A 25,775-nucleotide genomic window follows, 5' to 3' on the forward strand; every position below is an offset into this window, starting at 1 on the left:
CAGGCCCCTAGGATAGCGGATTGCCGTGACAGGCAACCACCGGCCGGTATCACGGTCCGGTGCGGCCTCGGCGGCTCACTCGGCCGACTGGTGGCGCGCGTGCTGCACGCCGCTGCGCACTTCCTGCACGCTGGCCAGGAAATCCCAGAACTGCTTGGCCTGCTTCTTGAGCTGGTAGTCCACCTCGGCGAACTGCTGCTCGACCATTTCGGTCATGCGCGTGTCGAGGCTGGCGGGAGGGATCTGCAGGTAGGCCTCGGACTCGGACCCATCGCGGCGCACCGTGGCACCGGCGTTGCGCGCGATCTTGAGCATGGCGGTGTTTTCAGACAGCGCATGGATGAACACCATGTTCACGCCCTCATTGCGCGCATGCATCACGGCACGTTCGAACAGGCGCGCGCCAAAGCCACGGCCCCGCGCCTGCTTGAGCACGGACACACCAAACTCGGCACAGGGCTTGTGTTCGGGGTTTTCCGAGAACGCCAGGTGGGCCATGGCGATGAGCTCAAGGCGGCGGTTGTAGATGCCAAAGATTTCGTCGCGCTCGAAGTTGAGCTGATCGGCATAGCGACGGATCTGTTCGTCGTTGGCGGCATAGCCAAAGCGCAGGTAGCGGTCTGCAGGCTCCAGCTGCAGCAGGTGCTGGGTGATCCGCTCCCGATAGGAGGGGCCCAGGGAGCGGATAGGAACCATCACGGGCGTCTCCTGCTGGTGGATGTGGATGTCAGAGGCAGAAGAGCCACCCGTCACCGGGCGCAGCATGTCCCGGCCTGCGTACCAGGATGCCTTGAGCCAGTCTTTGGTTGCGAACATGCCGCCAAATATAAGGGTTTTCCCTCATCTTTTCCAGTCCAAATTGCTGCGCCGCAACAAAATAGTGATCCGACTCAAAATATGGCGAAATCGCCCTCAGGCGCCCATTAAACATGCCCAAATAGCTATTAATTTAGGAGCGATCAGGGGCTGAATCTCCTCTGCAGGGGCCGCAGACGCGACGGCAGGGGGGGCCGCACATCCGACCACGCCATGCCCCCTCGGCCCCCACCGGAGCGTATAGCGCAGAGCGCTTGGCAGCAACCTCCACCGCGCCGACAGACGCCCCAAAGAGTCACACCTGCGACGCGCACAGGCGCTGTCAAAGAATGAAGGTCGGTCCCGGGTTACACCGGCACGGCCGTGGTCGCCTTCACGCGGTCCAGCACAAAGCTGGTCTTGCAGTCCTGCACGCTGGGGTGCTTGAGCAGGGTGTCCATGATGAAACGGCTGTAGTGCGCCATGTCGGCCACCACCACGCGCAGCAGGTAGTCCATTTCGCCGGTCAGCGATGCGCACTCCACCACCTCGGGCCAGGTCTGCACGCTGGCGCGGAACAGATCCATGGGATTGCGTTTATGGCTTTCGGTGTGCTTTTCGAGCCGCACGTTCAGGTACGCCGTGAGCCCCAGCCCCACCGCCTCGGGCTGCACCAGGGCCACGTAGCGGTGGATCACGCCGCTGTCCTCCAGCCGCTTGACGCGGCGCAGCACCGCGCTGGGCGATAGGCCCACCTGTTCTCCGATGACGTCGTACGTCTCGCGGCCGTTGTCCTGCAGGCGGCGCAGGATGGCGCGGTCCAGCTTGTCGAGTGCGTCAAAGGCTTTCATGGCGCAGGATTTTACGAACAACTGCGCCATTTCTGCATGGTGCGGCGCACACGCGGGTATGTCCCGATAGTGACTCCAGGGGTCGAATACAAAAATTGATCTTGCAAAAAAGAACGGTCGTTCGTTTTTGCAATCATAAAAAACCATACCAACGGAGACAAACACATGACCGGATTTTTCAGCCGCTTTTTGCGGCGACTGGTGCTGGCAGCCACAGCGGGGTTGCTGCTGCTGGGCGTGGGCGCGCAGGCACAAACGGGCTACACCCAGACGCGCTACCCCATCGTGCTGGTGCACGGCCTGTTCGGCTTTGACTCGGCCCTGGGCATCGACTACTTCTACGGCATCCCCGACGCGCTGCGCCAGGGCGGTGCCAAGGTTTACGTGGCCCAGGTGTCGGCCGCCAACAGCACCGAGGTGCGCGGCGAGCAGTTGCTGGCGCAGGTCAAGACCATCCTCGCGCTGACCGGGGCGTCCAAGGTGAACCTCGTGGGCCATTCGCACGGCGGGCCCACCACCCGCTATGTGGCCGGTGTGGCGCCGCAGCTGGTGGCATCGGTCACGTCCATTGGCGGCGTGAACCGGGGTTCGCGCGTGGCCGACATCCTGCGCGGCGTGGCGCCCGCAGGTTCGGTGTCCGAGGCCGTGGCCAGCGCCGCCGCCAAGGCGTTGGTGGGCCTGATCAACCTGACCTCCGGCGGCACCGGTCTGCCCCAGATGCCCACGGCGGCGCTGGACTCGCTGACCACCGCTGGCTCGGCCAAGTTCAACAGCCGCTTCCCACAAGGCGTGCCCACCTCCGGCTGCGGCAGCGGCGCCGAGCTGGTGAACGGCGTGCGCTACTACTCCTGGACCGGCACCCTGCCGCTGACCAATGTGCTCGACGCCAGCGACGCCTTGCTGGCCACACTGAGCCTGGTGTTTGGCGAAGCCAACGACGGCCTGGTGTCGGCCTGCTCGTCGCGCCTGGGCAAAAACCTGGGCGACTACCGCCAGAACCACCTCGACGAAGTCAACCAGCTGCTGGGCCTGCGCGACTGGTTCTCCACCGACCCGGTGACGCTGTACCGCCAGCACGCCAACCGCCTCAAGCAGCAAGGCCTGTAAGCCATGGCCCAGCCCTCGCGCACCTGGGCGGTTGCCGCCACAGTCCTGGCCCTCACCACGGCCGCCGTGGTCTGGTGGCTGGGAGGCCCTGCCGGGCCCGGCGCGGGGGATGCGCGCACAGCGACGACGGGGGCGGCTGCTGCCTCCGCCGGTGCCCAAGTCCAACCATCGTCCGCACCAGGCGCGGACAACCGCTTTTTTGCACGCCGCCACGCCATCACCACCGACGGCCCGGCCGACCCGCTGCTGGTGCACGGCCTGCGCGACACACTGGAAGCGCTGCTGATGGAGGCGGGCGACGCCAGCGACCCCGCCACTCTCAAACAGCGCCTGGCCGCACTGGTCAACCAGCATTTCCCCGCCGCCCTGGCCACACGGGCGCTGGCCTTGGCCGAGCGCTATGTGGACTACCGGGTGGCCCTGGGCAGCCTGCGCGCGCCGCAGGACCTGACCGACCCACGCGCACTGCGCGACGCCCTGGAGGCACGTCACAAGGTGCGCCTGCAGTTCTTTGACGACGCCGAATACGACGCCCTCTTTGCCCGCGAGGCCGACCTGGACCGGTACACCCTGGCGCGCCTGGAGATTGAGCGCAACACCCAGCTCAGCCCCGAGCAACGCACCCAGGCGCTGCAGGCGGCCGACAACGAACTCTCCGCCGAGCGCCGCGCCGAACGCAGCGCCGCCACCGAACACATGGCCGCCGCCGCACAGACGGCAGCCTTCAATGCCAGCAACGCCGACGAGCGCACCCGCTACGCCGCCCGCAGCGCGCAATACGGCCCGGCAGCCGCCCAGGCCATGGCCCAGCTGGACCGGGACGAACAACACTGGAACCAGCGGCTCGACCAATACAGCCAGGCGCGCACCCAGCAAGGCGAAGGCGCTGGCCTGCAACAGTTGCGCCAGCAGCTCTTCTCGCCTGAGGAGCAACAACGCATCGACGCCGCGCTGGCGCTGCGCCAGCTCAATGCAGGCACTTCGGGCTCCTAGCGTTCTGGAGGCTCCTGGCGACGCCGCATGGATGCGGCGTCCAATCCGGCCGCATGCGCCGCCTGACTGCGCAAAATTTTGACAATTCACAAGATTCCTGCAAATCGAGCAGCAAAGCCTCTTGATTTCGCCAGAAACATGAGGCAGGGCGCGCCTACAGTCCATGACATTCATCAACGAATGCCGGAGACACCCCATGAACGCCGCCTTGCCGCAAGAAACCACCGCCCAGCTCGCTGCCTGGGACAACCCCATGGGCCTGATGGGCTTCGAGTTCGTCGAATTCACCTCGCCCCAGCCCGGCGTGCTGGAGGCGGTGTTTGAAAAGCTCGGCTTCACCTTGGTCGCCAAGCACCGCTCCAAGGACGTGGTGCTGTACCGCCAGAACGGCATCAACTTCATCCTGAACCGCGAGCCCCACAGCCAAGCCGCGTACTTCGGCGCCGAGCACGGCCCCTCGGCCTGTGGCCTGGCCTTCCGCGTGAAGGATGCGCACAAGGCTTACAACCGCGCGCTGGAACTGGGCGCCCAGCCCATCGAGATCCCCACAGGCCCCATGGAACTGCGCCTGCCCGCCATCAAGGGCATTGGCGGCGCACCGCTGTATTTGATCGACCGCTTTGAAGACGGCAAGTCCATCTACGACATCGACTTCGAATTCATTGAAGGCGTAGACCGCCGCCCCGTGGGCCATGGCCTGAACCTCATCGACCACCTCACGCACAACGTGTACCGCGGCCGCATGGGCTTCTGGGCCAACTTCTACGAAAAGCTGTTCGGCTTCCGCGAAATCCGCTACTTCGACATCCAGGGCGAATACACGGGCCTGACCTCCAAGGCCATGACTGCCCCTGACGGCAAGATCCGCATTCCGCTGAACGAAGAATCCAAGCAGGGCGGTGGCCAGATCGAAGAATTTTTGATGCAGTTCAACGGCGAAGGCATCCAGCACATCGCACTGATCTGCGACAACCTGCTGGACGTGGTGGACAAGCTAGGCATGGCCGGCGTGCAGCTGGCCACCGCACCCAACGACGTGTACTACGAGATGCTGGACACCCGCCTGCCCGGCCACGGCCAGCCTGTGCCAGAGCTGCAGTCGCGTGGCATCTTGCTGGACGGCACCACCGCCGACGGCACGCCCCGCCTGCTGCTGCAGATTTTCTCCACGCCCATGCTGGGCCCGGTGTTCTTTGAATTCATCCAGCGCGAAGGCGACTACCGCGACGGCTTTGGCGAAGGCAACTTCAAGGCGCTGTTCGAGTCCCTGGAGCGCGACCAGATCCGCCGTGGCGTGCTGAACACATAAGACATCGGACATCCAGGGTTAACCCTGCACAGGTGCCTATACTGCGCGCTCCCCGGAACTCAAAAGGATCCCGATGTCGCTCCGTAGCACCCTGTTCAGCACCCTTCTGGCCGGCGCAGCCACTGTCGCGCTGGCGCAGAACCCGTCTGCCCCGCTCACCATCGTGGTGCCCTACCCCGCTGGTGGTCCGCTGGACACCTCGGCCCGTATCGTGGCCGAAGGTGCTGCCGCCCAGTTGGGCGCCATCACCGTGGAGAACAAACCGGGGGCCGGTGGCAATACCGGCGCCGACCAGGTTGCCAAGGCCGGGAAGACCAGCAACCAGGTGCTGATGGGCGCTGTGGCCACGCACGCGGTGAACCCCTGGCTGTACAAGAACTTCCCCTACAACGCACTCAAGGACTTCAAACCCCTCGTCCTCGTGGCGCGCACGCCCAATGTGCTGGTGGTGAATGCGGGGCAGGCGGCCAAGCTGGGCATCAAGACCACGCCCGACCTGGTGCAGTACCTGAAAAAGAACCCGAACCAGTTCAAGTACGGCTCGGGCGGCAACGGCAGCATCGGCCACATCTCGGCCGAGATGTTCGAGTCGCTCACCAACACCAAGATGGACCACACGCCGTTCCAGGGCTCCAAGCCCGCGCTGGCGGCGCTGGAATCCGGCCAGGTGCTGCTGGTGTTCGACAACCTGGCCTCGGCCCTGCCGCAGATCCAGTCGGGCAAGTTCCTGGCGCTTGGCGTGACCACCTTGAGCCGCAACGAGGCGCTGCCGAACGTGCCCAGCATCAACGACAGCGTGCAGGGCTTCAACGTGTCCACCTGGTTCGGCCTGTTTGCACCCGCCTCGCTGCCCGATGCGGACGCACGCCGGTACGCCAACGCGTTCAGCGCCGCGATGCACTCGCCGGCTGGCAAGGAGAAGTTCAAGAAGATGGGCATCACGCCCGAAGAGCTGACGCTCGACGGGTTTGCGCAGTTTGTGCGCTCGGAAAACAGCAAGTACGAGTTCCTGATCCGGGCCGCAAAAATCAAGATCAATTAGCAGCCGCGTGGGCTGGTGCGTACCCCCATCGCGGTGCGCCGACCATGGCGGCAAAGGAGAAAAAAATGGGACAAGCCCCTGTCGTCTATGGCCAATCCACCCGCCCTCCACGTGGCGACTATTCGCGTGCCAACGCGGACTACACCTGCCCGCAAGACTACGCGGCCTACACCGCCGCCGACCACGACACCTACCGCCGCCTGTACGAGCGCCAGCGCGCTTTGCTGCCGGGGCTGGCGAGCCAGGCGTTCATCGACGCCCTGCCCTCGCTGGGCGCGAGCGACCGGATTCCGCGTTTTGAGGAAGTGAACGAGCGCCTTTACCAGGCCACCGGCTGGGAGCTGGTGGGCGTGCCCGGCCTGATCCCCGAGGTGCCGTTTTTCACCTTGCTGGCCAACCGTAAATTCCCGGTGACGGACTGGATCCGCACGCCCGAGGAGTTCGAGTACATCGTCGAGCCCGACATTTTTCACGACCTGTTCGGCCATGTGCCACTGCTGTTCAACCCGGTGTTTGCCGACTACGTGCAGCGCTACGGCCAGGGCGGCCTGAAGGCGCAGGGGCTGGGGTCGTGCGAGATGCTGAGCCGCCTGTACTGGTACACCATCGAGTTCGGTCTGATCCGCGAGGCGGGGCAGTTGCGGGCGTATGGCGCGGGCATCTTGAGTTCGTCGGGCGAGCTGGCGTATTCGGTCCAGAGCCCGGAGCCGCAGCGCATTCCGCTGCAACTGGAGCGCACGATGCGCACGCGCTACAAGATCGATACGTACCAGCAGACGTATTTTGTGATCGACAGTTTTGAGCAGCTGTTTGAAATGACGGCGGCGGACTTTGCACCGATCTACGAACGGCTCAAGGGGTTGCCGGAGTTTGCTGCGGATGAGCGGGAGGCTGTGGCGGCTTGATTTTTGGCGGTATTGGCTGCTAGTGCCAGTGAATCATGCCTTGGCAGCTACGTCTTTGATAGCACCCCTTCTGCACCCAGGAATACCTGGCTGAGGTTGCTGGAGCTTGTGGATGAATCGGTCTGTGTGCCTTTGTTGAGGGCGGAGGCCGGGAGTCGCCCGGCAGGCGAGGCACTTTTCTTTGCTTCGCCAAAGAAAAGTACCCAAAAGAAAGGCGACCCCACTGTCTGCGTCCCCGCCGCTGCGCGCCGGGGCAACCTGCGGTGCTCGGCGCATCCAGAGGGGCAAAGGGAGCCAAACAGCCACTCGGGCCTTTGCTTCGCTCGGCCGCCGCTCGCGGGCGCAAGCGCCCCGCGCTGCGCAGGCGCGGCCGAGCGCAGCGATGGCCCGAATGGACGTTGGCTGTTTGGATGTTCGGCTGCCCCACCCCTGCTGGCTGCGCCTGCGGCGGGGCGGTTGCGGGGTGAGCATGGGCGTCGAAGCGCCCATGCTTCGTGAACTGACTCGCCGCAGTTGTCTGAACGGAGCGCGCCAGCGCGCAGTGAGTTCTGCGGCGCACCCCGCAACCGACACGCCGCAGGTTTGCCCCTTCGCACCGCGAAGGGGTCGCAGACTGGGGGTCGCCTTTTCTTTGGTGACTTTCTTTTGGCGAAGCAAAAGAAAGTTACTCGCANCGCAGGTTTGCCCCTTCGCACCGCGAAGGGGTCGCAGACTGGGGGTCGCCTTTTCTTTGGTGACTTTCTTTTGGCGAAGCAAAAGAAAGTTACTCGCACGCCGGGCGACTCCCGGCCTCCGCCCTCAACCCAAGCACGCGGCCAAATCAGCACACCCCACCAAACACTACTAAATCAATAGCCGCCAGCGCATCCAGCCCCAATAACCAGAGCATCACCCCCGCCCAACCTCCTCCAGACAAGCCTCCATCACCCCAGGGTCAAACGCCATCTGCACATGCGCAACCCCTTCCACCAACCGGTTGTCCGCCCCCGCCAACGCCGCCGTGGTCGCCGGGAACACGATGTTGTCGCAGTTTGAATACCAGCAGGTAAACAGCGCCGCCCGCCCCGCAGGCTCCGCCCGCTGCAGCGCCACCACCCAGTCCCCCGCCAGACTCATCTGCCGCCCATTCACCGCCCGGCTGAAACGCCCCAGCCACGTACCCCCATGCGGCGTGCCCAGCGTCAGCACGCGGTGCACCCGCCCATCGGCCTGGTGCGCCCGCAGCCACGCCCGCACCGCCAGGCCCCCCATGCTGTGGCACAACAACACCGGCGCCTGCCCGGTGGCCGCCGTCACCTTGCGAACGGCGTCTTCAATGATGTCTGCATATTCGTCAATCGAGCCCATCACCGGCTCCAGATTGACCGCCACATAGGCATGCCCCCGCGCCTGCAAGTGCGCAAACCACGGCAGCCACAGGCCCCGGTTGCACATGAACCCATGCACCAGCACCACGCCGCGCTGTCCCGTCGGCGGCGCAGGCAGCCAGTCGGGTACGGAATCGTGGCGAAACGGCTGGCGCCAGCCAAAGACCTGCAGCGCCACCCACACCTCCTCCCACCAGGCACCCACCACCTGCGACAGGCGGGCACGCGGTGCTGCGTCGGTGCGGTTGGTGATGTGCATCAGCACAAACTCCACGGCCATCACGAGCAGGTAGACAACCAGCGGCAGCAAGGCACCCACCAGCGCCCGCGCGGGTGACTGCGGCCATTGCCACACCAGCCACGCGGCCACGGACAACAGGATGAAGAGAACAAAACTTCGTTGCCAGCGCGCAATCATGGTGATGGAGGGCGATGTTGTAATTCAGCTGGCCACATTGTGCGGCCTCGCCATCACCCCACATGAACCCCGAAGGACCACCCCATGGATGCCGCCCAGACCATCCGCGATGCCATTGCCGATGTGACCGCCCTGCGCCTGCACCGCACGGGCGACCCGGTGCTGGGGGCGGCGGTGGGCAGCGTCAAGACCTTCCAGGCGCGGCGCTTTCGCGGCAGCTATGCCGACCTGATGGCATCGCCCGCGTTCGGGCCCGCAGCGCGGTTCTTTCTGGAAGAGCTGTACAGCGACACCGACTACACCGACCGCGACCAGCAGTTTGGCCGCATCGCGGGCACGCTGCAGACCATGTTTCCCCAGCCGGTCGTGAACACGGCCGTGGCCCTGGCCGTGCTGCACGCGCAGACCGAGGAGCTGGACCAGGACATGGGCCGCGCATGGCGTGCGCATGAAGGTGCCGATGCGGCCAACGACGCCGCCCGCTACACCGCCGCCTGGCGCACCGTGGGCCAGCGCCGTGCGCGCCAGCAGCAGTTGCAGCGCGTGCTGGCCATGGGCAATGACCTGGCGCGCCTCACCCGCACACCCGGACTGCGGATGATGCTGCGCATGATGCGCGGCCCGGCCCACGCGGCGGGCATGGGCGCGCTGCAGAAGTTTCTGGAGGCGGGGTTCGACACCTTCGGCCAGCTCGCGCGCCAGCGCGGCGGGGTAGAGCAATTCCTGGCCGCCATCGAACAACGCGAGCGCGCGCTGATGAATTTGCTCTTCGACGCTGATCCTGTCACCTGCGGGACCCAGCTCGCCAGCACACTAGGACAAGCCCGATAGCCCGCAACGCCCCCGCCTTCCACAATCTGTGCCCACCTATCAATGGCATTTGGCACCGAAGGAATCAAGCGCATGGAAAAGATCTGGCTCAAGAGCTACCCCCCGGGCGTCCCGCATGACGTGAAGCCCGAGCAATACCGCTCTGTGGCCCACCTGCTGGAAGAGTCGTTCCGCAAACACGCGTCGAGCCCGTTTTCGGTCTGCATGGACCAGTGGATGACCTATGGCGAGCTGGAACGCCGCTCGGCCGCGCTGGGTGCCTATCTGCAAAGCCTGGGGCTGGAGCCCGGTGCGCGCGTGGCCATCATGCTGCCCAACATTCCGCAGTTTGGCGTGACCATGGCCGCCGTGCTGCGCGCAGGCTACACCTGCGTGAACGTGAACCCGCTGTACACCGCGCGCGAGCTGGAGCACCAGCTCAAGGACTCGGGCGCCACGGCCATCGTGATCCTGGAGAACTTTGCCCACACGCTGGCCGAGGTCATTGACCACACGGCCGTCCAGCATGTGGTGATGGCGTCCATGGGCGACCTGCTGGGCTTCTGGTTTGGCCAATGGATCACCTTTGCCGTGCGCCATCTGGCCAAGATGGTGCCCGCATACGACCTGCCGCTGACGGGCGGCCGCAAGGTCGTCACGTTCAAGAAGGCGCTGTCGCTGGGCGAGCACAAGTCGCTCGCGCCCAGCCAGGCCACGCTGGATTCGATTGCCTTCCTGCAGTACACCGGTGGCACCACGGGCCTGTCGAAGGGCGCTGTGCTCACCCACCGCAACATCGTGGCCGCCACGCTGCAGGCCGAGGCGTGGTTCACCCCCGCGCTGTCCAAGGTGGGCGACCTCAGCAAGGCCAACAGCATTGCCGCGCTGCCGCTGTACCACATCTTCGCGCTCACGCTGTGCCTGCTGGCCATCCGCCAGGGCTCCAGCCTCACGCTGATCCCCAACCCGCGCGACATTCCCAAGTTCGTGGCCGAACTGAAAAAGCGCCCCTTCCACATGCTGCCTGCAGTGAACACGCTGTTCAACGCGCTACTGCAGAACCCGCAGTTCAAGACGCTGGACTTCTCGCACCTGTGCGTGTCGCAGGCCGGGGGCATGGCCGCCAGCGAAGGCACGGCCAAGCAGTGGCAGAAGGTGACCGGCAGCACCATGATCGAGGGCTGGGGCATGAGCGAGACCTGCGCCATCGGCACCAACAACCCGGTGATCAACACCGAGTTCAGCGGCACCATCGGCCTGCCGCTGCCGGGCATCGACATCGCCATCAAGGACGACGAGGGCAACAGCCTGCCCCAGGGTGCGTCGGGCGAGATCTGCATCAAGGGCCCCAACGTGATGGTGGGTTACTACAACCAGCCCGAGGAGAACGCCAAGGCCTTCACCGCCGATGGCTTCATGCGCACGGGCGACATCGGCATCATGGACCCGCAGGGCTACACCCGCATCATCGACCGCAAGAAGGACATGATCCTGGTGAGCGGCTTCAACGTGTTCCCCAACGAGCTGGAGCAGGTCATCAGTCTGTGCCCCGGCGTGGTCGAATGCGCGGCCATCGGCGTGCCCGATGAGAAGCAGGGCGAGGCCATCAAGGTGTTCATCATCAAGAGCGACCCAGCCCTGACCGAGGACGAGGTGGCCAACTACTGCCACCAGAACCTCACGGGCTACAAGCGCCCCAAGTACATCGAGTTCCGCGACGAGTTGCCCAAGAGCAATGTGGGCAAGATCCTGCGCAGGGAATTGCGCAAGGCTTGACCTTGTTCATAGGCGCAGCGGCCCGAACGCTGCACCCTGCAACCTCCCCCAGGGCGCTTCGGCGCCCTTTTTCTTGGGCGCAAAAACTGCAACCCGCCCGCGTACCCCAGGTCATTCGATGTCGGCATCTTCGGGTTTTTACCGAATAGCAAACGTTTGCGCAAACGTTTGCTTTCGTTATCATCCCAATCGCGACAAGGCGCCGGGCCTCCGCAGCCGCTCCTTTTTGCGGGGTCTGCCGGGGTTCTATCCACGCTGTCGGTCGCCTTGGTCCACATTCCAACCTGGAGACAACACCCATGAAGTTCACCCGCCGTTCCGTTCAGACCGCCGCCGCCCTCGCCGTTGTGGGCAGCCTGCTGGCCAGCCCCGCGTTTGCGCAGGACAAGCCCAAGATCGCGCTCATCATGAAGTCGCTGGCCAACGAGTTCTTCCGCACCATGGAAGACGGCGCCAAGGCGCACCAGAAGGCCCACGCCAAGGAATACACGCTGGTGGCCAACGGCATCAAGAACGAGACTGACACGGCAGCCCAGATCAAGATGATCGAACAAGCCGTGGCGCAGAAGGTCAACGCCATCGTGCTGGCCCCCGCGGATTCGAAGGCGCTGGTGCCCGTGGTCAAGGCGGCCATCGACAAGGGCATCCTGGTGGTCAACATCGACAACCAGCTCGATGCCGATGCGCTGAAGGAAAAGAACATCACCGTGCCCTTTGTGGGCCCCGACAACCGCGCAGGCGCCAAGCTCGTGGGCGACCACCTGGCCAAGACGCTGAAGGCGGGCGACAAGGTCGGCATCATCGAAGGCGTGTCCACCACCTTCAATGCGCAGCAGCGCACCCTGGGCTACCAGGACGCCATGAAGGCCGCCAACATCACCGTGGTGGGCGTGCAGTCCGGCAACTGGGAGATCGAAAAGGGCAACACCGTGGCCGCCGGCATGATGCGCGAGCACCCGGACCTTGTGGCTCTGCTGGCCGGCAACGACAGCATGGCCCTGGGCGCCGTGGCCGCCGTGAAGGCTGCGGGCAAGACCGGCAAGGTGCAGGTGGTGGGCTACGACAACATCGGCGCCATCAAGCCCATGCTGGCCGACGGCCGCGTGCTGGCCACCGCCGACCAGTACGCCGCCAAGCAGGCCGTGTTCGGCATCGAACTCGCGCAGAAGGCCCTGGCCGCGAAGACGCCCCAGAACCAGCTGCCCGCCACGGTGAAGACCGACGTGGTGCTGGTGACGAAAGACAGCAAGTAAGCCCCTGGCACCTTAGAACGCGTCACATCAACCCCCGCCGTTCACCCTGAGCCTGTCGAAGGGCTGCGCTACCGTAGCGCCCTGGCTTCGACAAGCTCAGCCCGAACGGTGATGGGTGTAGCGACCCGACCAACGCCTCTCAAGCCCATGCCCCACACAACCAACGCCACCGCGTCCCCGCCCCTGCTCGCCATCCAGGCCGTGGGCAAGGACTACACCGCCACCGTGCTCGATGGCGTGAACGTGGAGCTGTTTGCGGGCGAGGTGCTGGCGCTGACCGGGGAGAACGGCGCGGGCAAGAGCACGCTGTCCAAAATCCTCTGCGGGCTGGAGCAGCCCACGCGCGGCGGCATGTTGCTGGCGGGGCAGGCCTACGCCCCCGCGTCGCGCCGCGATGCCGAGCGCCACGGCGTGCGCATGGTGATGCAGGAGCTGGGCCTGGTGCCCACGCTCACCGTGGCCGAGAATTTGTTGATGGGCCGCCTGCCGCACCGGCTGGGCTGGCTGCAGCGCGATGTGCTGCACGCCGCCGCCCGTGCACAGCTGGCCAAGATCGGGCTCGACAACATTGACCCCGCCACACCCGTCTCGCAGCTGGGCATCGGCCAGCAGCAGATGGTGGAGATTGCGCGCAACCTGCAGGACGACACGCGCATCCTGGTGCTCGACGAGCCCACGGCCATGCTCACGCCGCGCGAGACCAATTACCTGTTTGAGCAGATCGCCCACCTCACCGCACGTGGCGTGGCCATCATCTACGTGTCGCACCGGCTTGAAGAGCTGCGCCGCATTGCCGACCGCGTGGCCGTGCTGCGCGATGGTCGCCTGGTGGACGTGCGCCCCATGGCGGGCATGAGCGAAGACGACCTGGTGCAGCGCATGGTGGGCCGCGTGGTGAGCGACCTGGACCACCGCCCGCGCCGCACCGTCGGCCCGGTGGTGATGAGCGCTGACAAGCTGGGCCGGGGCACCGCTGTGCAGGATGTGAGCCTGGAGCTGCGGGCCGGTGAAATTTTTGGCATTGCCGGGTTGGTCGGATCGGGCCGCACCGAGCTGGTCCGCCTGCTGTTCGGTGCCGACCGCGCGGACCGGGGCAGCGTCACCTTGCACTCAGAATTTGAACAAAAACAGGCTGTCCCGCGCGATGGACAAGCCAAAGAAGCTATACAAAACATAGCAAACACCCAAACCACAACTGTGCCTCGTACTTGGCACAGGGGTTTCGCGTCTCCGCTGCAAGCCATCGCCGCCGGAGTCGGCCTGGTCACCGAAGACCGCAAATCCCAAGGCCTGCTGCTGTCGCAGCCCATCCGCATCAACGCCACGCTGTCCGACCTGTCGGCCGTATCGCGCGGCGGCTGGCTGCAGCGCGGGCTCGAAAGCCGCCTGGTGCAGGGATTCATCCGCACCCTGCGCGTGCGCTGCCACGGCCCGGAACAGCCGGTGGGACAACTGTCGGGCGGCAACCAGCAAAAGGTGGTGTTCGCCCGCTGGCTGCACCGCGAAGGCCGCGTGCTGCTGCTTGACGAGCCCACGCGCGGCGTGGACGTGGGCGCGCGCGCCGAGCTGTACGGCGAGCTGGACCGCATGGCCCTGGAAGGCCGTGCGCTGCTCATGGTGTCGTCCGACCTGCGCGAACTCATGGCCATGGCCGACCGCATCGGCGTGATGAGCGCAGGCCGCTTGGTGGCCGTATTCGAGCGCGGCGAGTGGTCCGAGCAATCCCTGCTGGCGGCCGCGTTTTCCGAGCCCGGCGGGCGCCCCAGCACCACCCCTTCAACTTCTTCCCCTGTGACCGCATGAACGCCCCCACAACATCTGCCGCGCCCGCTGCGGCGCCCTCCTCTGCCTCGGTCTGGCGCAGCCAGCTGGGTACCTACCTGGGCCTGATGGCCGTGCTGGCGGGCATGGTGGCGCTGTTCTCGTCGCTGTCCGAATACTTCTGGAGCGCCGAGACCTTCATCACCATCGCCAACGAAATCCCGGCCCTGGCCGTGATGGCCGTGGGCATGACCTTTGTGCTCATCATCGCGGGCATCGACCTGTCGGTGGGCTCGGTGATGGCGCTGGCCGCCGCCACCTCGGCCGCCGCCATCCTGCAGTGGGGCTGGACGGTACCCGCCGCCGCCGCGCTGGCCCTGGCCACGGGCCTGGTGTGCGGCACCATCACGGGCACCATTTCGGTCGCATGGCGGCTGCCCTCGTTCATCGTGTCGCTGGGCATGCTCGAAGCCGTGCGCGGCAGCGCCTATGTAGTCACCGACTCGCGCACCCAGTACGTGGGCGATGCGATCTCGTGGCTGTCGGCGCCGTTTTTTGGCGGCATCTCGTTCGCCTTTTTGCTGGCCGTGGTGCTGGTGGTGGTGGCGCAACTAGTGCTGTCGCGCACCGTGTTTGGCCGCTGCGTGGTGGGCATTGGCACCAATGAAGAAGCCATGCGCCTGGCGGGTGTGGACCCGCGCCCCATCCGCGTGATCGTGTTTGCCATGACCGGCCTGCTCGCAGGTCTGGCGGGCCTGATGCAGTCGGCCCGGCTCGAAGCTGCCGACCCCAACGCAGGCACCGGCATGGAGCTGCAGGTGATTGCGGCCGTGGTGATTGGCGGCACCAGCCTGATGGGCGGGCGCGGCTCGGTGGTGAACACCGCGTTTGGCGTGCTCATCATCGCGGTGCTGGAGGCAGGCCTGGCCCAGGTGGGCGCCAGCGAGCCCAGCAAGCGCATCATCACGGGTTTTGTGATCGTGGCGGCCGTCATTGTGGACACGCTGCGCCAGCGCCGCGCCAAGGTCTGAGAGACTGACCCCGCATCCAGCCGCCCCACCACCCACGACCTCATTCTTCTTTTTTGCATGGCTACTATCAAGGACGTTGCGCGCCACGCCGAGGTGTCGGTCACCACGGTGTCGCACGTGGTCAACGGCACGCGCCGCGTGAGCCCCGAGGGCCGCGAACGTGTCGAGGCTGCCATCCGTGCCCTGGGCTATGTGCCCAGCGCCATTGCGCGCAGCCTCAAGAGCAACAACACGCGCACGCTGGGCATGTTGATCCCCAACAGCTCCAACCCCTACTTTGCCGAGATCGTGCACAGCGTGGAAGACCGCTGCTTTGGCGCGGGCTACAACGTCATCCTGTGCAACACCAACGACGAGGCGCACCGCCAGGGCACCTACCTGCAGGTGCTGGCCGAGCGGCGCATCGACGGGCTCATCGTGGTCTCCACCGGGCACGACGCCACGCTGGCCACGCAGCTCGCAGGCCTGTCCATCCCCACCGTGCTGGTGGACCGCGAAATCGACATCGCCGAACAACAGCCCTGTGACCTGGTGGAAACCGCCCACATGCAGGGCGGCCTGCTGGCCACGCGCCACCTGCTGTCGCTGGGCCACCGCCGCATTGCCTGCATTGGCGGCCCCGAGGGCATTGCCCCCAGCGAGCAACGCATTGCCGGCTGGCGCACCGCACTGGCCGACGCGGGCTGCGGCACCGGCGAGGGCCTGCTGTGGCACGGCAACTTCACGAGCCAGGGCGGCTACGAAGCCATGCACGCCGTACTGCGCGCGCCCGAGCCGCCCACTGCCGTCTTTGTCTGCAACGACCTTATGGCCATGGGCGCGCTGTGCGCCGCACACGAGCGCGACCTGCGCGTGCCCGAGGCACTGTCCATCGTCGGCTTTGACGACATCGAACTCACCGCCTTCACCAGCCCGCCGCTCACCACCGTGGCCCAGCCCAAGCAGCGCATCGGCGCGCTGGCCGTGGACATGCTGCTGGAGCGCATCGACGGCAAGCGCCAGGACGCGCGCAAGGTGATGCTGCAGCCCGAGCTGCGCGTGCGCGCCTCCACGGCCCATGCGCTCGGAGGTGCGGCATGAGCACCAACAACAAGCCCCGCATCGCCGTCGTCGGCAGCCTGAACATGGACCTGGTGCTGCAGGTGCAACACGCACCCGGCCCTGGCGAAACCGTGCTGGCCGACGCCCTGCACCTGGTGCCCGGCGGCAAAGGCGGCAACCAGGCCGTGGCCTGCGCGCGCCAGGGCGCCCAGGTGGCCCTGTTTGGCCGCGTGGGCGATGACGGCTACGGCCACACGCTGCGCGCCGGGCTGGACACTGACGGCATCGATCACAGCGGCGTGCAGACCGACACCGCAACCACCACCGGCGTGGCCGCCATCACCGTAGAAGCGACAGGGCAGAACCGCATCGTGGTCGTACCCGGCGCCAATGGCCGCTTTGTGCTGGATGCCGCAGCGCTGGGCGCCGCCCTGCAAGGCGCAGGCGGCCTGGTACTGCAGTTCGAAACCCCCCTGCCCCAGGTGCTCGCCGCCGCCGAGATGGCCCATGCCGCGGGCTGCCCCGTGGTGCTCAACCCCTCGCCCATCCAGCCCCTGCCCGAGGCCCTGTGGCCGCGGGTGCACACGCTGGTGGTGAACGAGGTGGAAGCCGCTGCGCTGGCGGGCCAGAACGTGACCACGCCCGCCGATGCCGCGCAGGCCGCACAAGCCCTGCGCGCCAAGGGCCCCGCCCAGGTGGTAGTGACCCTGGGCGCAGCAGGCGCCGTGGCCGCCGATGCCGCAGGCAACCGCTACCACCCTAGCCTGGTCGTGAAAGCCGTGGACACCACGGCCGCAGGCGACACCTTCCTGGGTGCGCTGGCCGTGGCGCTGGCACGCGGCGAGCCGCTGGACGCCGCCGTGCGCGAAGGCATCCGCGCATCGGCGCTGTGCGTCACCCAGCCGGGCGCCCAGCCCTCCATTCCCACCCGCGCCGCCGTGGCGCAAAGCCCCCAACCGCCCGCCTGGAGCCCCCTGTGAAACGCACCGCCCTGCTGCACGCCGAACTCTCCCATGCCATCGCCACCCTGGGCCATGGCGACATGCTGGTGATCGGCGATGTGGGCCTGCCCATCCCCCCCGGCCCGCGCCGCATTGACCTGGCGCTCACGCCGGGCATCCCCGCCGTGGCGGATGTGCTGCGGGTGGTGCTGGAAGAAATGCAGGTCGAAAAGGCCGTGATCGCCACCGAAGCCGTGGAGCGCAACGACGGCCAGTTGCCCGCCTGGTGCCAGCTGCCAGTCACTCCCCAGGCGGTCTCGCACGAGGACTTCAAGCGCCTGACGCAGCAAGCCCGTGTGATGGTGCGCACGGGCGAGTGCACGCCTTACGCCAACGTGATCCTGGTGGCAGGCGTGACCTTCTGAGGTTCTGACGTTGTGAAACCCGCCGGACCCGCCGCAGGCCGGGCGTTGCGGGTTTTGGAGAACGTCTAGCAGGGCACACCTGGGGTACGCTGAGGCCTCACCTTTTGCCTGCCCCCATGCCCAGCTCCGAGCCCCACGATCTCCTGCCTCCCGAAATCACCGTCCTCGAACGCGGCTGGCTGTCGGCCAACAACATCCTTTTTATCGGCCAGCACGACACGGCCATCGTGGACACCGGCTACTGCAGCCATGCCGATCAGACCGTGGACCTGGTGCGCGGCACGCTGCAGGGCCGCGCGCTGGACCGCATCCTCAACACCCACCTGCACAGCGACCACTGCGGCGGCAATGCCGCGCTGCAAAAGGCCTGGCCCAGCGTGCTCACCGCCATCCCGCCCGGCCAGGCCGACCATGTGCGCCAGTGGGATGCCTACGCGCTGAGCTACACGCCCACCGGGCAGGAATGCCCGCCGTTTCGGGCCGACACGCTGCTGGTGCCGGGCTCGTGTGTGCTGCTGGGCGACAAGCCCTGGCAGGTGCATGCTGCACCGGGGCACGACCCGCATTCGGTGGTGCTGTTCGAGCCCCAGGGCCGCGTGCTGATCTCGGCCGATGCACTGTGGGAGAACGGCTTTGGCGTGGTGTTCCCCGAACTGGAGGGCGACGATGCCTTCGCCCAGGTGGGGGCCACGCTGGACCTGATTGAGGCGCTGTCGCCGCAGGTCGTGATCCCGGGCCACGGGCCGGTGTTTGCCGATGCGCCCCGCGCCATCGACGGCGCCCGCCGCCGCCTGGACGGTTTTGTGCGCAACCCGGGCAAACATGCGCTCTACGCGGCCAAGGTGCTGCTGAAGTACAAGCTGCTCGAATGGCAGCAGATCGGCATCCTCGACCTCACGGCCTGGGCGCAGGCCACGCCGTATTTCGGCATGCTGCGCACGCGGCACTTTGCAGCGCAGACCGAGGCCGAATGGCTGCAGAGTCTGGCGGATGAACTGGTGCGGTCAGGCGCTGCGGCGCGCCAGGGCGAGGTGCTGCACAACGTGTGAGGCGTGGCGCATGCGCCTGCGGGGTTGAACGCGACACCGCAGGCACAAAACTACCGAGAAGGTCAGCCCCACGCCCTCAATGTTTGTATTGCTTGTCGCAGCCCGTGACGTGGTTCTTGCTGCTGGACATGCACTGGTAAAACGACTTCTTGTTGCCCGATGCGCCCTGGCAGTCGGACACGCTGTATTTGCCCTTGGCTTCGCGGATCTTGGGTGCCGTGGCATCGAACGCCGTCTGGGTCATGTAGCCATCCCGCACGTTCTTCTGGCCCACTTCCAGCATCAGGTCGGCCTGGTAGTGGATGTTGTCCACGGCCACGGCGCAGTTCAGGGGAACCTGCTTGCTGTCCACGGTGCCCAGCGATTTTTTGAGCCCCTCGCCAAACTCCTCGACGTCCTTCGAGACCTTTTTGGTACCGTCAGGGTTGTACTGCTGGCCCGCCTTGGCGCTGGCGCCCTTGCCGCTGGAGGAGCCACCGCCACCGCTGGTGCCGTTGTTGCTCTGCAGCTTCAGCGGCTCGGCGTCCTGCTTGGCGGGTGGGGGCTGCGACCCGTAGTGGGTCTTGCCATCGGCATCCACCCACTTGTACACGGGCTGCGCCTGCGCGCCCGCGCCCCACGCCACGACCGCGCCGATTGTGGTCACGCAAGCCATCCATGCCAGTTTACCCATTCCACCCCTCCCCTTTTATGCAAACATGCCCAGGCGCACATTTATCATGCGCCTATAGCTCTGATTTTTATAGCAATCAGTTTGCTCTCCGACGCCCGTCAACGGCAGTTGGCGTCACGGCAGGTCCTTATTCACCTCGGGCAAGGCCGCATCGCGCGGGCCAATGGTGCCCAGGCGGCTCTTGAGCGACTGGGGCAGGCCGGTGAGCATGGCTGCATAGTTGGTGGTGTTGGACAGCACCTTCTTCACGTAGTCGCGCGTCTCGGCAAAAGGCACGTTCTCGGCCCAGATGGCAGCGTCCAGCACCGGGCCGTTGCGCCAGCTGCGTGGGCGGCCGGGGCCCGCGTTGTAGGCGGCAGCAGCCATGGGCATGGAGCCTGCAAAGTCGTCCAGCGCCAGCTTGAGGTAGGCGGTGCCGATGGTGATATTGGTGTCACGGTCGGTGATCTGGTCGGGCGTGAAGTTGGTGAGGCCGATCTTCTTGGCCGTCCAGCGGGCCGTGGCGGGCATCACCTGCATCAGGCCCGAGGCGCCCACGTGCGAGCGCGCGTCCATCACAAAGCGGCTTTCCTGGCGGATCAGGCCATACACATAGGCCGGGTCGATGCCGATGCCCTGCGCGCGCTCCACCACGGCGCTGCGAAACGGCATGGGGAACCGCTGGGTGACCTCGATCACGCCCTTGGTGCGTTCGCTGGTGTTGATGCACCGGTCCCACACCTCGCGCTGACACGCGAAATCAGCGGCGGCCAGCAGCTCACGGTCGGGCATCCCGCCACTCTGATGCAGGTTGGTGGTGTAGTTCCATTCGCGCACGCCTTCGCTGCGCAGGCCGAGCAGGATGGCATACAGCGCGCGGTTCAGGCCAGGGTTGGCACGGGCGGCGGCTTTTTCTTCGGCCGTGAGGGGCGCGGGGGATGGCGGCACGGTGATGCGCTGGCCCAGTTCCTCAAGGGCCAGTTGTTCATAGAACCCGCGCGTGCCGGCAATGCCTTCGAGCATCTGGCGGGCTTCGGCGCGCTCAGCATCCGTCACGCGGCCCGTGAGCAGCGCACGCGCCTTCCAGTACACCCAGGTGCTGTCCTGCCGGCCTTCGGGGCCCATGGCGTCCACAGCCTTGGCCACGGCCTTCCACTGGCCGGCGCGCAGTGCGGCGCGCACTTTCCAGCCCAGCAGATCGTCGTTGAGGTCGCTGTCTTTGGTGATGTTGCCAAAGTAGCCCATGGCATCGCTGGACAGCTTTTGCGCAGCCGCCTTGCCGATCACGCCCCAGGCCCAGTTGCGCTCCTCGGGCGAGAGGTGAACGCTCCATTTGCTGTCGAGCTGGCGGGCTGCGCCGTCCGGGTCGCTGCCTGCGAGCTTGATCAGTGCCAGCACGATCAGCTCCTGGCGCACCTTGCCCCGCGCCGTGGCCCGGCCGAGCAGGTATTTGCTGGGGGTGTCGAGCGCTTCCTTGAGCTGGGGCAGCGCATCGGGCGCCACGATTTCGACGGCATTGCGCACCACGCGGGGCCGGTTGGCGTCCACGCCCAGCCGGGCTTTGCGCCAGATGTCCAGCGCCGAGAGTTTCTTGGCGCTGTACAGCTCGCCAGCCGCATGGTTGCAGCCATCGTCGGCGTCGCGAATGGCGTACCAGTTGCTGCGCACGTCGTCCGCCACCGTGGCGGCAGCCGTGCCCTTGATGTGGTCGATCAGCAGCGCGTAGCAGCGCACCTCGCGGTCATCCGACATGCGGTAGTTGGGGTGCTGCTCGGCAAACTGGCTCCAGTCGCGCCGCTGGCCCAGCAGCAGCAGCCAGTCGTTGCGCAGGCGGTCTTCCTGGTAGCTGCCCGCGTAGCGCTGCATGAAAGACTGGATCTCCTGCGGCGACGCCTCGCCCAAGCGCACCCGCAGCTCCCAGTAGGCAGCCCAGGGCTCCAGCGCGTGGCCGCGTGCCGCAGGCAGCAGCTGCGCGAGCTTGTTGCGGTCACCCTTGCGGAAGGCCTGCTGCATCTCCAGCAGGGTATCGTCACCGCGGTTTTGCGCCATGACAAGGGGCGCGGTGGCGGCCAACAGGGTGGCTGCCACAAGGGGTGTCAGAATGGCTCTGAGAAATTGCATGGGGGAATTATCTGATGGACAAAGCAGCCCTTCGGCGCACATTGATAGAAGAACGCCTCAACCTGCCCGACCGCCTACAGCGGGCCGACCTGTTACAGCAGGTGATGCGCATCTGGCTGGTGAACCGGCCGGACACGGTGATCGGCGCCTACTGGCCCATCAAAGGCGAGTTCGACCCCCTGCCTGCCCTGCACCGCTGGAAGGAAGACGGCGAGCTGCTGGACGAACCCCTGCGCCGCCGCATCGGCCTGCCGGTGGTCAACAAGCAGCACAAGACCCTGACCTTCCACGCCTGGTACCCCGGCTGCCCCATGGAAGAAGACGCCTACGGCATCCCCAAGCCCAAGGACACCGAGGTCATCGTGCCCACGCTGCTGTTTGTGCCCTGCGTGGGCTATGCGCCGGGTGGCTACCGGCTGGGCTACGGCGGCGGTTTTTACGACCGCACGCTGGCCACACTGCAGCCCAAGCCCTTCACGGTGGGCCTGGGCTTCACCCACGGCTACCTGGACGATTTCGAGCCCGAGGCGTTCGACCTGCCACTCGATGCCATCCTGAACGACAACGGCGTGGTCTGGCCGGTCTGATCCCCTCAGTGCCCGCTGGCGGCCGCACGGCAGACCGCCCACGGGCACTTGCCGGTCGGCACGAAGGCCTGTGATGCCTGCTGCGCATCATTCGGACCGGTTTTTCGCATCGCTGGCGCGCGCCGCAGCGGCTAGCATGGCGGGCTGACCTCTTCATTTCAGGTGCCCACCATGCTCAAGCTCTACATCGGCAACAAGAACTACTCGTCCTGGTCCATGCGCCCCTGGGTGCTGCTCAAGCAGGCGGGCATCGTCTATGAAGAGGTGCGCGTGCGCTTTGACAGCTTTGACGCGCAATCGGACTTCAAGCGCACCATCGGCGCCGTCAGCCCCACCGCCAAGGTGCCCGTGCTGGTCGATGGCGACCTGGTGGTGTGGGACACGCTGGCGATTGCGGAGTACGTGGCAGAAGCCCATCCCGACAAAAAGCTCTGGCCCACGGAAGCAAAGGCCCGCGCACGCGCCCGGAGCGTCTGTGCCGAGATGCACAGCGGCTTCACCGCCCTGCGCAGCCACTGCCCCATGAACATCGAAGCCCAACTGGCCGACACCGGTGCCCTGATCTGGCGCGACCAGGCCGGCGTGCGCTCCGACGTGCAGCGCCTGGTGGAGATGTGGAGTGCGTTGCTGCAGGAGCACGGCGGCCCCCTGCTGTTTGGCGACTTCACCGTGGCCGATGCCTACTTCGCCCCCGTGTGCATGCGGCTGCACACCTACGCTCTGCCCGTGCCTGCGCCCATCCAGGCCTATGTGGACCGCGTGCGTGCCCTGCCCGGCGTGAAGGCCTGGATCGACGAAGCCCTGGCCGAGAAGGACTTTCTGGACTTCGAAGAGCCCTACCGCCTGCGCCATACCGAAGGCTGAGCCCCATGGCCGCCACCATCTACCTGCGCTACGTGCTCAACACCAGCAAGCTGAAAGAGTTCGAGCACTACGGCAAGCTGTGGATTCCGCTGGTCGAGAAGTTCGGCGGCCAGCACCACGGCTACTTCATGCCCAGCGAGGGCGCCAACAACATTGCACTGGCACTGTTCACGTTCGAGAGCCTCGCGGCCTATGAGCGCTACCGCGAGGCGTCGATGCAAGACACGGACTGCCTGGCGGTCTTCCGCTATGCCGAGGAGACGGGGTGCATCGTGAGCTATGAACGGAGCTTTTTCAGGCCGGTATTCGCCTGAATGAAGGCGCGCACAGGCAGTCTTTTAACGGAACTGCTTGCGCAAGAACGGCTTGTGCCGCGCGATGTGCGCCAGCTGGGCGGGAGCGATGGTTCCGCCCAGGTCTTCCTCCTCCGCATTGAGGACCCGATTGGCATAGGCCAGCCCACGCGCGACCACCTCTTCGTCGCTCAACCCCTGCTGCGCGGCCAGGTCCAAAGCCACACGCTTCATGGCGCGCTGGGACAGCATCCACATGGCGCCAAAGGCGTCCCATGCGGCGGCGGCCTCCTTGAACTTGTCGCGGTCGGCCAGGATTTCATTGAGCGGCTTGGCCAGGATCTCCTGCAAGCCTTCCACCTGCGCCTTCAGGGCCTCGAACTGCGCCTCGCGCTGCAAGGCCTCGGCAGCCGCGTTGGCGGCGGCGTCGGGCGCCTGAGGCACGGGCACGCTGCCGTCGGGGTTGAGCTGGGCAATGGTGAGATCAGACGATAGGGACATGGTGGCGGGACTATACGGCCCCCACCCTAAACTACGCCGATGCAAATCTACATGGTGGGCGGCGCGGTCCGCGACAAGCTGCTGGGCCGGCCGGTGAATGACCACGACTGGGTGGTGGTGGGCGCCACGCCCGAGCAGATGCTGGCGCAGGGCTACCTGCCCGTGGGGCGCGACTTCCCGGTCTTTTTGCACCCCGAGACACGCGAGGAATACGCGCTGGCCCGCACCGAGCGCAAGAGCGGGCGTGGCTACCGGGGCTTTGTGGTGCAGAGCTCGCCCGACGTGACGCTGGACGAAGACCTCTCACGCCGTGATCTCACTATTAATTCAATAGCATTCAGCACAGATGAATCCGGCGCTACCCGCCTTTTTGACCCCTATCACGGCGAAAAAGACCTTCAGGCCCGCGTACTGCGCCACGTGACCGACGCCTTCCGCGAAGACCCGGTGCGCATCCTGCGCGTAGCGCGGTTTGCGGCGCGCTTCACCGACTTCACGGTGGCGCCCGAGACGATGCAGCTCATGCGCGAAATGGTCGCGCATGGCGAGGTGGACCACCTGGTGGCCGAGCGCGTGTGGCAGGAGCTGGCGCGCGGGCTGATGGAAGAGCAACCCTCGCGCATGTTTGAGGTGCTGCGCGAGTGTGGCGCGCTGGCCGTGCTGCTGCCCGAGGTGGCACGCCTGTGGGGCGTGCCCCAGCGCGCCGAATTCCACCCCGAGGTGGACACGGGCGTGCACCTGATGATGGTGCTGGACATGGCCGCGCGGCTGCAGGCGCCGCTCACGGTGCGGTTTGCCTGCCTCGTGCACGATCTGGGCAAGGGCACGACGGCTGCCCATGTGCTGCCCCGCCACATCGGGCACGAGGAGCGCAGCGCGAGGCTGCTGAAAGACGTGGCCGAACGCCTGCGCGTGCCCGTGGACTGCCGCGAGACTGCCGACGTGGTGGCGCGCGAACACGGCAACATCCACCGCAGCGGCGACCTTGCGGCCGCTGCCCTGGTACGCCTGCTGGAGCGTTGCGACGCCATCCGCAAGCCCGAGCGTTTTGCCGACATCCTGCTGGCCTGCGAGTGTGATGCACGCGGGCGGCTGGGGTTTGAGGAATCAGCCTACCCCCAGCGCCAGCGGTTGGCCTCCGTGCTGACGGCGGTGCAGTCGGTGGTCACGCGCGACATTGCCGCACAGGCTGCCGCCAAGGGCGTGAGCGGCCCGAAGGTGGGCGCGCTGATCCACCAGGCGCGAGTGGCAGCGGTGGCGCAGTGGCTGCAGGCCCACATCGACGCGGCCTGACCCCGCGCACGGCATCCCCAAGACGCGGCAGAACCCTTTCTACAATCCGCGTCCGCCCGCACCCCTTCAGGAGTGCGCCTCTGCCAACCGCTGGGCGCCTCTTGGGGCCCTTCTGCCATCCCGACGCCACCATGACCGCTGCGCACATCCGCCCCGCCACACCGGCCGACGCCGACACCATCGCGCCGCTTTTTGATGCCTACCGGCAGTTCTACGAGCAGGCGCCAGACCTGTCCAGAGCACGGGCCTTCATGGCAGAACGGCTAGAGCGTGGAGAGTCGGTGATCCTGCTGGCAATGGATGCTTCGCAGGCCGCAATGGGCTTTTGCCAGCTCTATCCCACCTTCTGCTCGGTGGAGGCGGCCCCCATCTACACGCTGTACGACCTGTTCGTGGTGCCCGCAGCGCGCCAAACCGGCACCGGGCGCAGCCTGCTGGTGGCAGCAGAGGCGACGGCCCGCGCCCATGGCAGGGTGCGCATGGACTTGACCACGGCACACACCAACATCGCCGCGCAGTCACTCTACGAATCGCTGGGGTGGACGCTGGACACGGTGTTTCGCGCCTACAGCAAACGCGTCAGCGCCTGA

General features: G+C 66.2%; 25 protein-coding genes. 19 read left to right on the top strand and 6 right to left on the bottom strand.

The annotated features are described in order from the left end of the window. Nucleotides 1–75: 75 nt before the first annotated feature. Nucleotides 76–816, bottom strand: a complete 741-nt coding sequence (locus ASD94_RS20720) for a GNAT family N-acetyltransferase (RefSeq protein WP_056647141.1) — start codon at nucleotides 814–816, stop codon at nucleotides 76–78. Nucleotides 817–1,163: 347 nt separating this feature from the next. Next, nucleotides 1,164–1,646 carry an Lrp/AsnC family transcriptional regulator gene (locus ASD94_RS20725; RefSeq protein WP_015012403.1) on the bottom strand — a complete coding sequence of 161 codons (483 nt, stop codon included), beginning with the start codon at nucleotides 1,644–1,646 and terminating at the stop codon, nucleotides 1,164–1,166. A gap of 165 nt (nucleotides 1,647–1,811) precedes the next feature. Between ASD94_RS20725 and ASD94_RS20730 the strand changes: the two genes are divergently transcribed. The 5 genes from ASD94_RS20730 (at nucleotide 1,812) to phhA (ending at nucleotide 7,002) form a co-directional block, all read left to right on the top strand. Continuing rightward, complete coding sequence (locus tag ASD94_RS20730; protein ID WP_108626478.1) at nucleotides 1,812–2,753, top strand: triacylglycerol lipase; 942 nt, start codon at nucleotides 1,812–1,814, stop codon at nucleotides 2,751–2,753. A 3-nt stretch (nucleotides 2,754–2,756) separates the two neighbouring features. Further along, a complete protein-coding gene (locus tag ASD94_RS20735; protein WP_056647147.1) occupies nucleotides 2,757–3,746 on the top strand; it encodes a lipase secretion chaperone in 990 nt (329 codons plus the stop codon). A gap of 196 nt (nucleotides 3,747–3,942) precedes the next feature. Next, complete coding sequence (gene hppD, locus ASD94_RS20740) at nucleotides 3,943–5,055, top strand: 4-hydroxyphenylpyruvate dioxygenase (RefSeq protein WP_056647150.1); 1,113 nt, start codon at nucleotides 3,943–3,945, stop codon at nucleotides 5,053–5,055. Nucleotides 5,056–5,128: 73 nt separating this feature from the next. After that, a complete protein-coding gene (locus ASD94_RS20745; protein WP_056647153.1) occupies nucleotides 5,129–6,097 on the top strand; it encodes a tripartite tricarboxylate transporter substrate binding protein in 969 nt (322 codons plus the stop codon). 65 nt (nucleotides 6,098–6,162) lie between these two features. Beyond that, entirely contained in the window at nucleotides 6,163–7,002 is an 840-nt protein-coding gene (gene phhA / locus ASD94_RS20750) for a phenylalanine 4-monooxygenase (RefSeq protein WP_056647156.1), read from the top strand. An 888-nt stretch (nucleotides 7,003–7,890) separates the two neighbouring features. On the opposite strand, the gene ASD94_RS20755 is transcribed toward phhA, so the two are convergent. Beyond that, entirely contained in the window at nucleotides 7,891–8,787 is an 897-nt protein-coding gene (locus ASD94_RS20755) for a triacylglycerol lipase (protein ID WP_056647158.1), read from the bottom strand. Nucleotides 8,788–8,871: 84 nt separating this feature from the next. Between ASD94_RS20755 and ASD94_RS20760 the strand changes: the two genes are divergently transcribed. The 9 genes from ASD94_RS20760 to ASD94_RS20800 all read left to right on the top strand — a co-directional run bounded on the left by ASD94_RS20760 (nucleotide 8,872) and on the right by ASD94_RS20800 (nucleotide 18,874). Continuing rightward, a complete protein-coding gene (locus ASD94_RS20760; RefSeq protein ID WP_056647160.1) occupies nucleotides 8,872–9,618 on the top strand; it encodes a hypothetical protein in 747 nt (248 codons plus the stop codon). A gap of 72 nt (nucleotides 9,619–9,690) precedes the next feature. Beyond that, nucleotides 9,691–11,373 (top strand): AMP-binding protein, encoded by a 1,683-nt coding sequence (locus ASD94_RS20765; RefSeq protein ID WP_056647652.1) that lies wholly within the window; start codon nucleotides 9,691–9,693, stop codon nucleotides 11,371–11,373. Between the two features lie 299 nt (nucleotides 11,374–11,672). Then, nucleotides 11,673–12,626 (top strand): sugar ABC transporter substrate-binding protein, encoded by a 954-nt coding sequence (locus ASD94_RS20770; RefSeq protein ID WP_056647163.1) that lies wholly within the window; start codon nucleotides 11,673–11,675, stop codon nucleotides 12,624–12,626. 147 nt (nucleotides 12,627–12,773) lie between these two features. Further along, nucleotides 12,774–14,429 carry a sugar ABC transporter ATP-binding protein gene (locus ASD94_RS20775; protein ID WP_056647166.1) on the top strand — a complete coding sequence of 552 codons (1,656 nt, stop codon included), beginning with the start codon at nucleotides 12,774–12,776 and terminating at the stop codon, nucleotides 14,427–14,429. After that, nucleotides 14,426–15,418: an ABC transporter permease gene (locus ASD94_RS20780; protein ID WP_056647169.1), complete on the top strand. Its 993-nt coding sequence runs from the start codon at nucleotides 14,426–14,428 to the stop codon at nucleotides 15,416–15,418. The genes ASD94_RS20775 and ASD94_RS20780 overlap by 4 nt, the downstream gene beginning before the upstream one ends. Before the next feature lie 57 nt (nucleotides 15,419–15,475). Next, entirely contained in the window at nucleotides 15,476–16,498 is a 1,023-nt protein-coding gene (locus ASD94_RS20785; protein WP_056647172.1) for a LacI family DNA-binding transcriptional regulator, read from the top strand. Then, nucleotides 16,495–17,439 carry a ribokinase gene (gene rbsK / locus ASD94_RS20790; RefSeq protein WP_056647182.1) on the top strand — a complete coding sequence of 315 codons (945 nt, stop codon included), beginning with the start codon at nucleotides 16,495–16,497 and terminating at the stop codon, nucleotides 17,437–17,439. The genes ASD94_RS20785 and rbsK overlap by 4 nt, the downstream gene beginning before the upstream one ends. Continuing rightward, a complete protein-coding gene (rbsD, locus tag ASD94_RS20795; RefSeq protein WP_056647184.1) occupies nucleotides 17,436–17,825 on the top strand; it encodes a D-ribose pyranase in 390 nt (129 codons plus the stop codon). Before rbsK ends, rbsD begins: the two co-directional genes overlap by 4 nt. A 116-nt stretch (nucleotides 17,826–17,941) precedes the next feature. Next, nucleotides 17,942–18,874 carry an MBL fold metallo-hydrolase gene (locus ASD94_RS20800; protein ID WP_056647188.1) on the top strand — a complete coding sequence of 311 codons (933 nt, stop codon included), beginning with the start codon at nucleotides 17,942–17,944 and terminating at the stop codon, nucleotides 18,872–18,874. Between the two features lie 76 nt (nucleotides 18,875–18,950). Here the strand turns inward: ASD94_RS20800 and ASD94_RS20805 are convergent, their stop codons facing one another. Both ASD94_RS20805 and ASD94_RS20810 read right to left on the bottom strand, forming a co-directional pair. After that, nucleotides 18,951–19,529: a DUF4124 domain-containing protein gene (locus ASD94_RS20805; protein ID WP_235510729.1), complete on the bottom strand. Its 579-nt coding sequence runs from the start codon at nucleotides 19,527–19,529 to the stop codon at nucleotides 18,951–18,953. 132 nt (nucleotides 19,530–19,661) lie between these two features. Then, a complete protein-coding gene (locus ASD94_RS20810) occupies nucleotides 19,662–21,647 on the bottom strand; it encodes a lytic transglycosylase domain-containing protein (protein ID WP_056647193.1) in 1,986 nt (661 codons plus the stop codon). Nucleotides 21,648–21,661: 14 nt separating this feature from the next. Here ASD94_RS20810 and ASD94_RS20815 point away from each other — a divergent pair, with 14 nt between their 5' ends. The 3 genes from ASD94_RS20815 to ASD94_RS20825 all read left to right on the top strand — a co-directional run bounded on the left by ASD94_RS20815 (nucleotide 21,662) and on the right by ASD94_RS20825 (nucleotide 23,412). Further along, nucleotides 21,662–22,234, top strand: a complete 573-nt coding sequence (locus tag ASD94_RS20815; RefSeq protein ID WP_056647195.1) for a 5-formyltetrahydrofolate cyclo-ligase — start codon at nucleotides 21,662–21,664, stop codon at nucleotides 22,232–22,234. Nucleotides 22,235–22,405: 171 nt separating this feature from the next. Beyond that, nucleotides 22,406–23,098, top strand: coding sequence for a glutathione S-transferase family protein (locus tag ASD94_RS20820; protein ID WP_056647199.1), 693 nt, complete (start codon nucleotides 22,406–22,408; stop codon nucleotides 23,096–23,098). 5 nt (nucleotides 23,099–23,103) lie between these two features. Further along, nucleotides 23,104–23,412 (top strand): NIPSNAP family protein, encoded by a 309-nt coding sequence (locus ASD94_RS20825; RefSeq protein WP_056647201.1) that lies wholly within the window; start codon nucleotides 23,104–23,106, stop codon nucleotides 23,410–23,412. A 24-nt stretch (nucleotides 23,413–23,436) separates the two neighbouring features. Here ASD94_RS20825 and ASD94_RS20830 read toward each other — a convergent pair whose 3' ends face one another. Then, nucleotides 23,437–23,892: a hypothetical protein gene (locus ASD94_RS20830; RefSeq protein ID WP_056647204.1), complete on the bottom strand. Its 456-nt coding sequence runs from the start codon at nucleotides 23,890–23,892 to the stop codon at nucleotides 23,437–23,439. Between the two features lie 39 nt (nucleotides 23,893–23,931). On the opposite strand from ASD94_RS20830, the gene ASD94_RS20835 reads away from it, so the two are divergent. Beyond that, entirely contained in the window at nucleotides 23,932–25,185 is a 1,254-nt protein-coding gene (locus ASD94_RS20835; RefSeq protein ID WP_056647207.1) for a multifunctional CCA addition/repair protein, read from the top strand. 131 nt (nucleotides 25,186–25,316) lie between these two features. Continuing rightward, nucleotides 25,317–25,775 carry a GNAT family N-acetyltransferase gene (locus tag ASD94_RS20840; RefSeq protein WP_056647656.1) on the top strand — a complete coding sequence of 153 codons (459 nt, stop codon included), beginning with the start codon at nucleotides 25,317–25,319 and terminating at the stop codon, nucleotides 25,773–25,775.

The organism is Acidovorax sp. Root70 (assembly GCF_001428225.1).
Classification (GTDB): domain Bacteria; phylum Pseudomonadota; class Gammaproteobacteria; order Burkholderiales; family Burkholderiaceae_C; genus Acidovorax.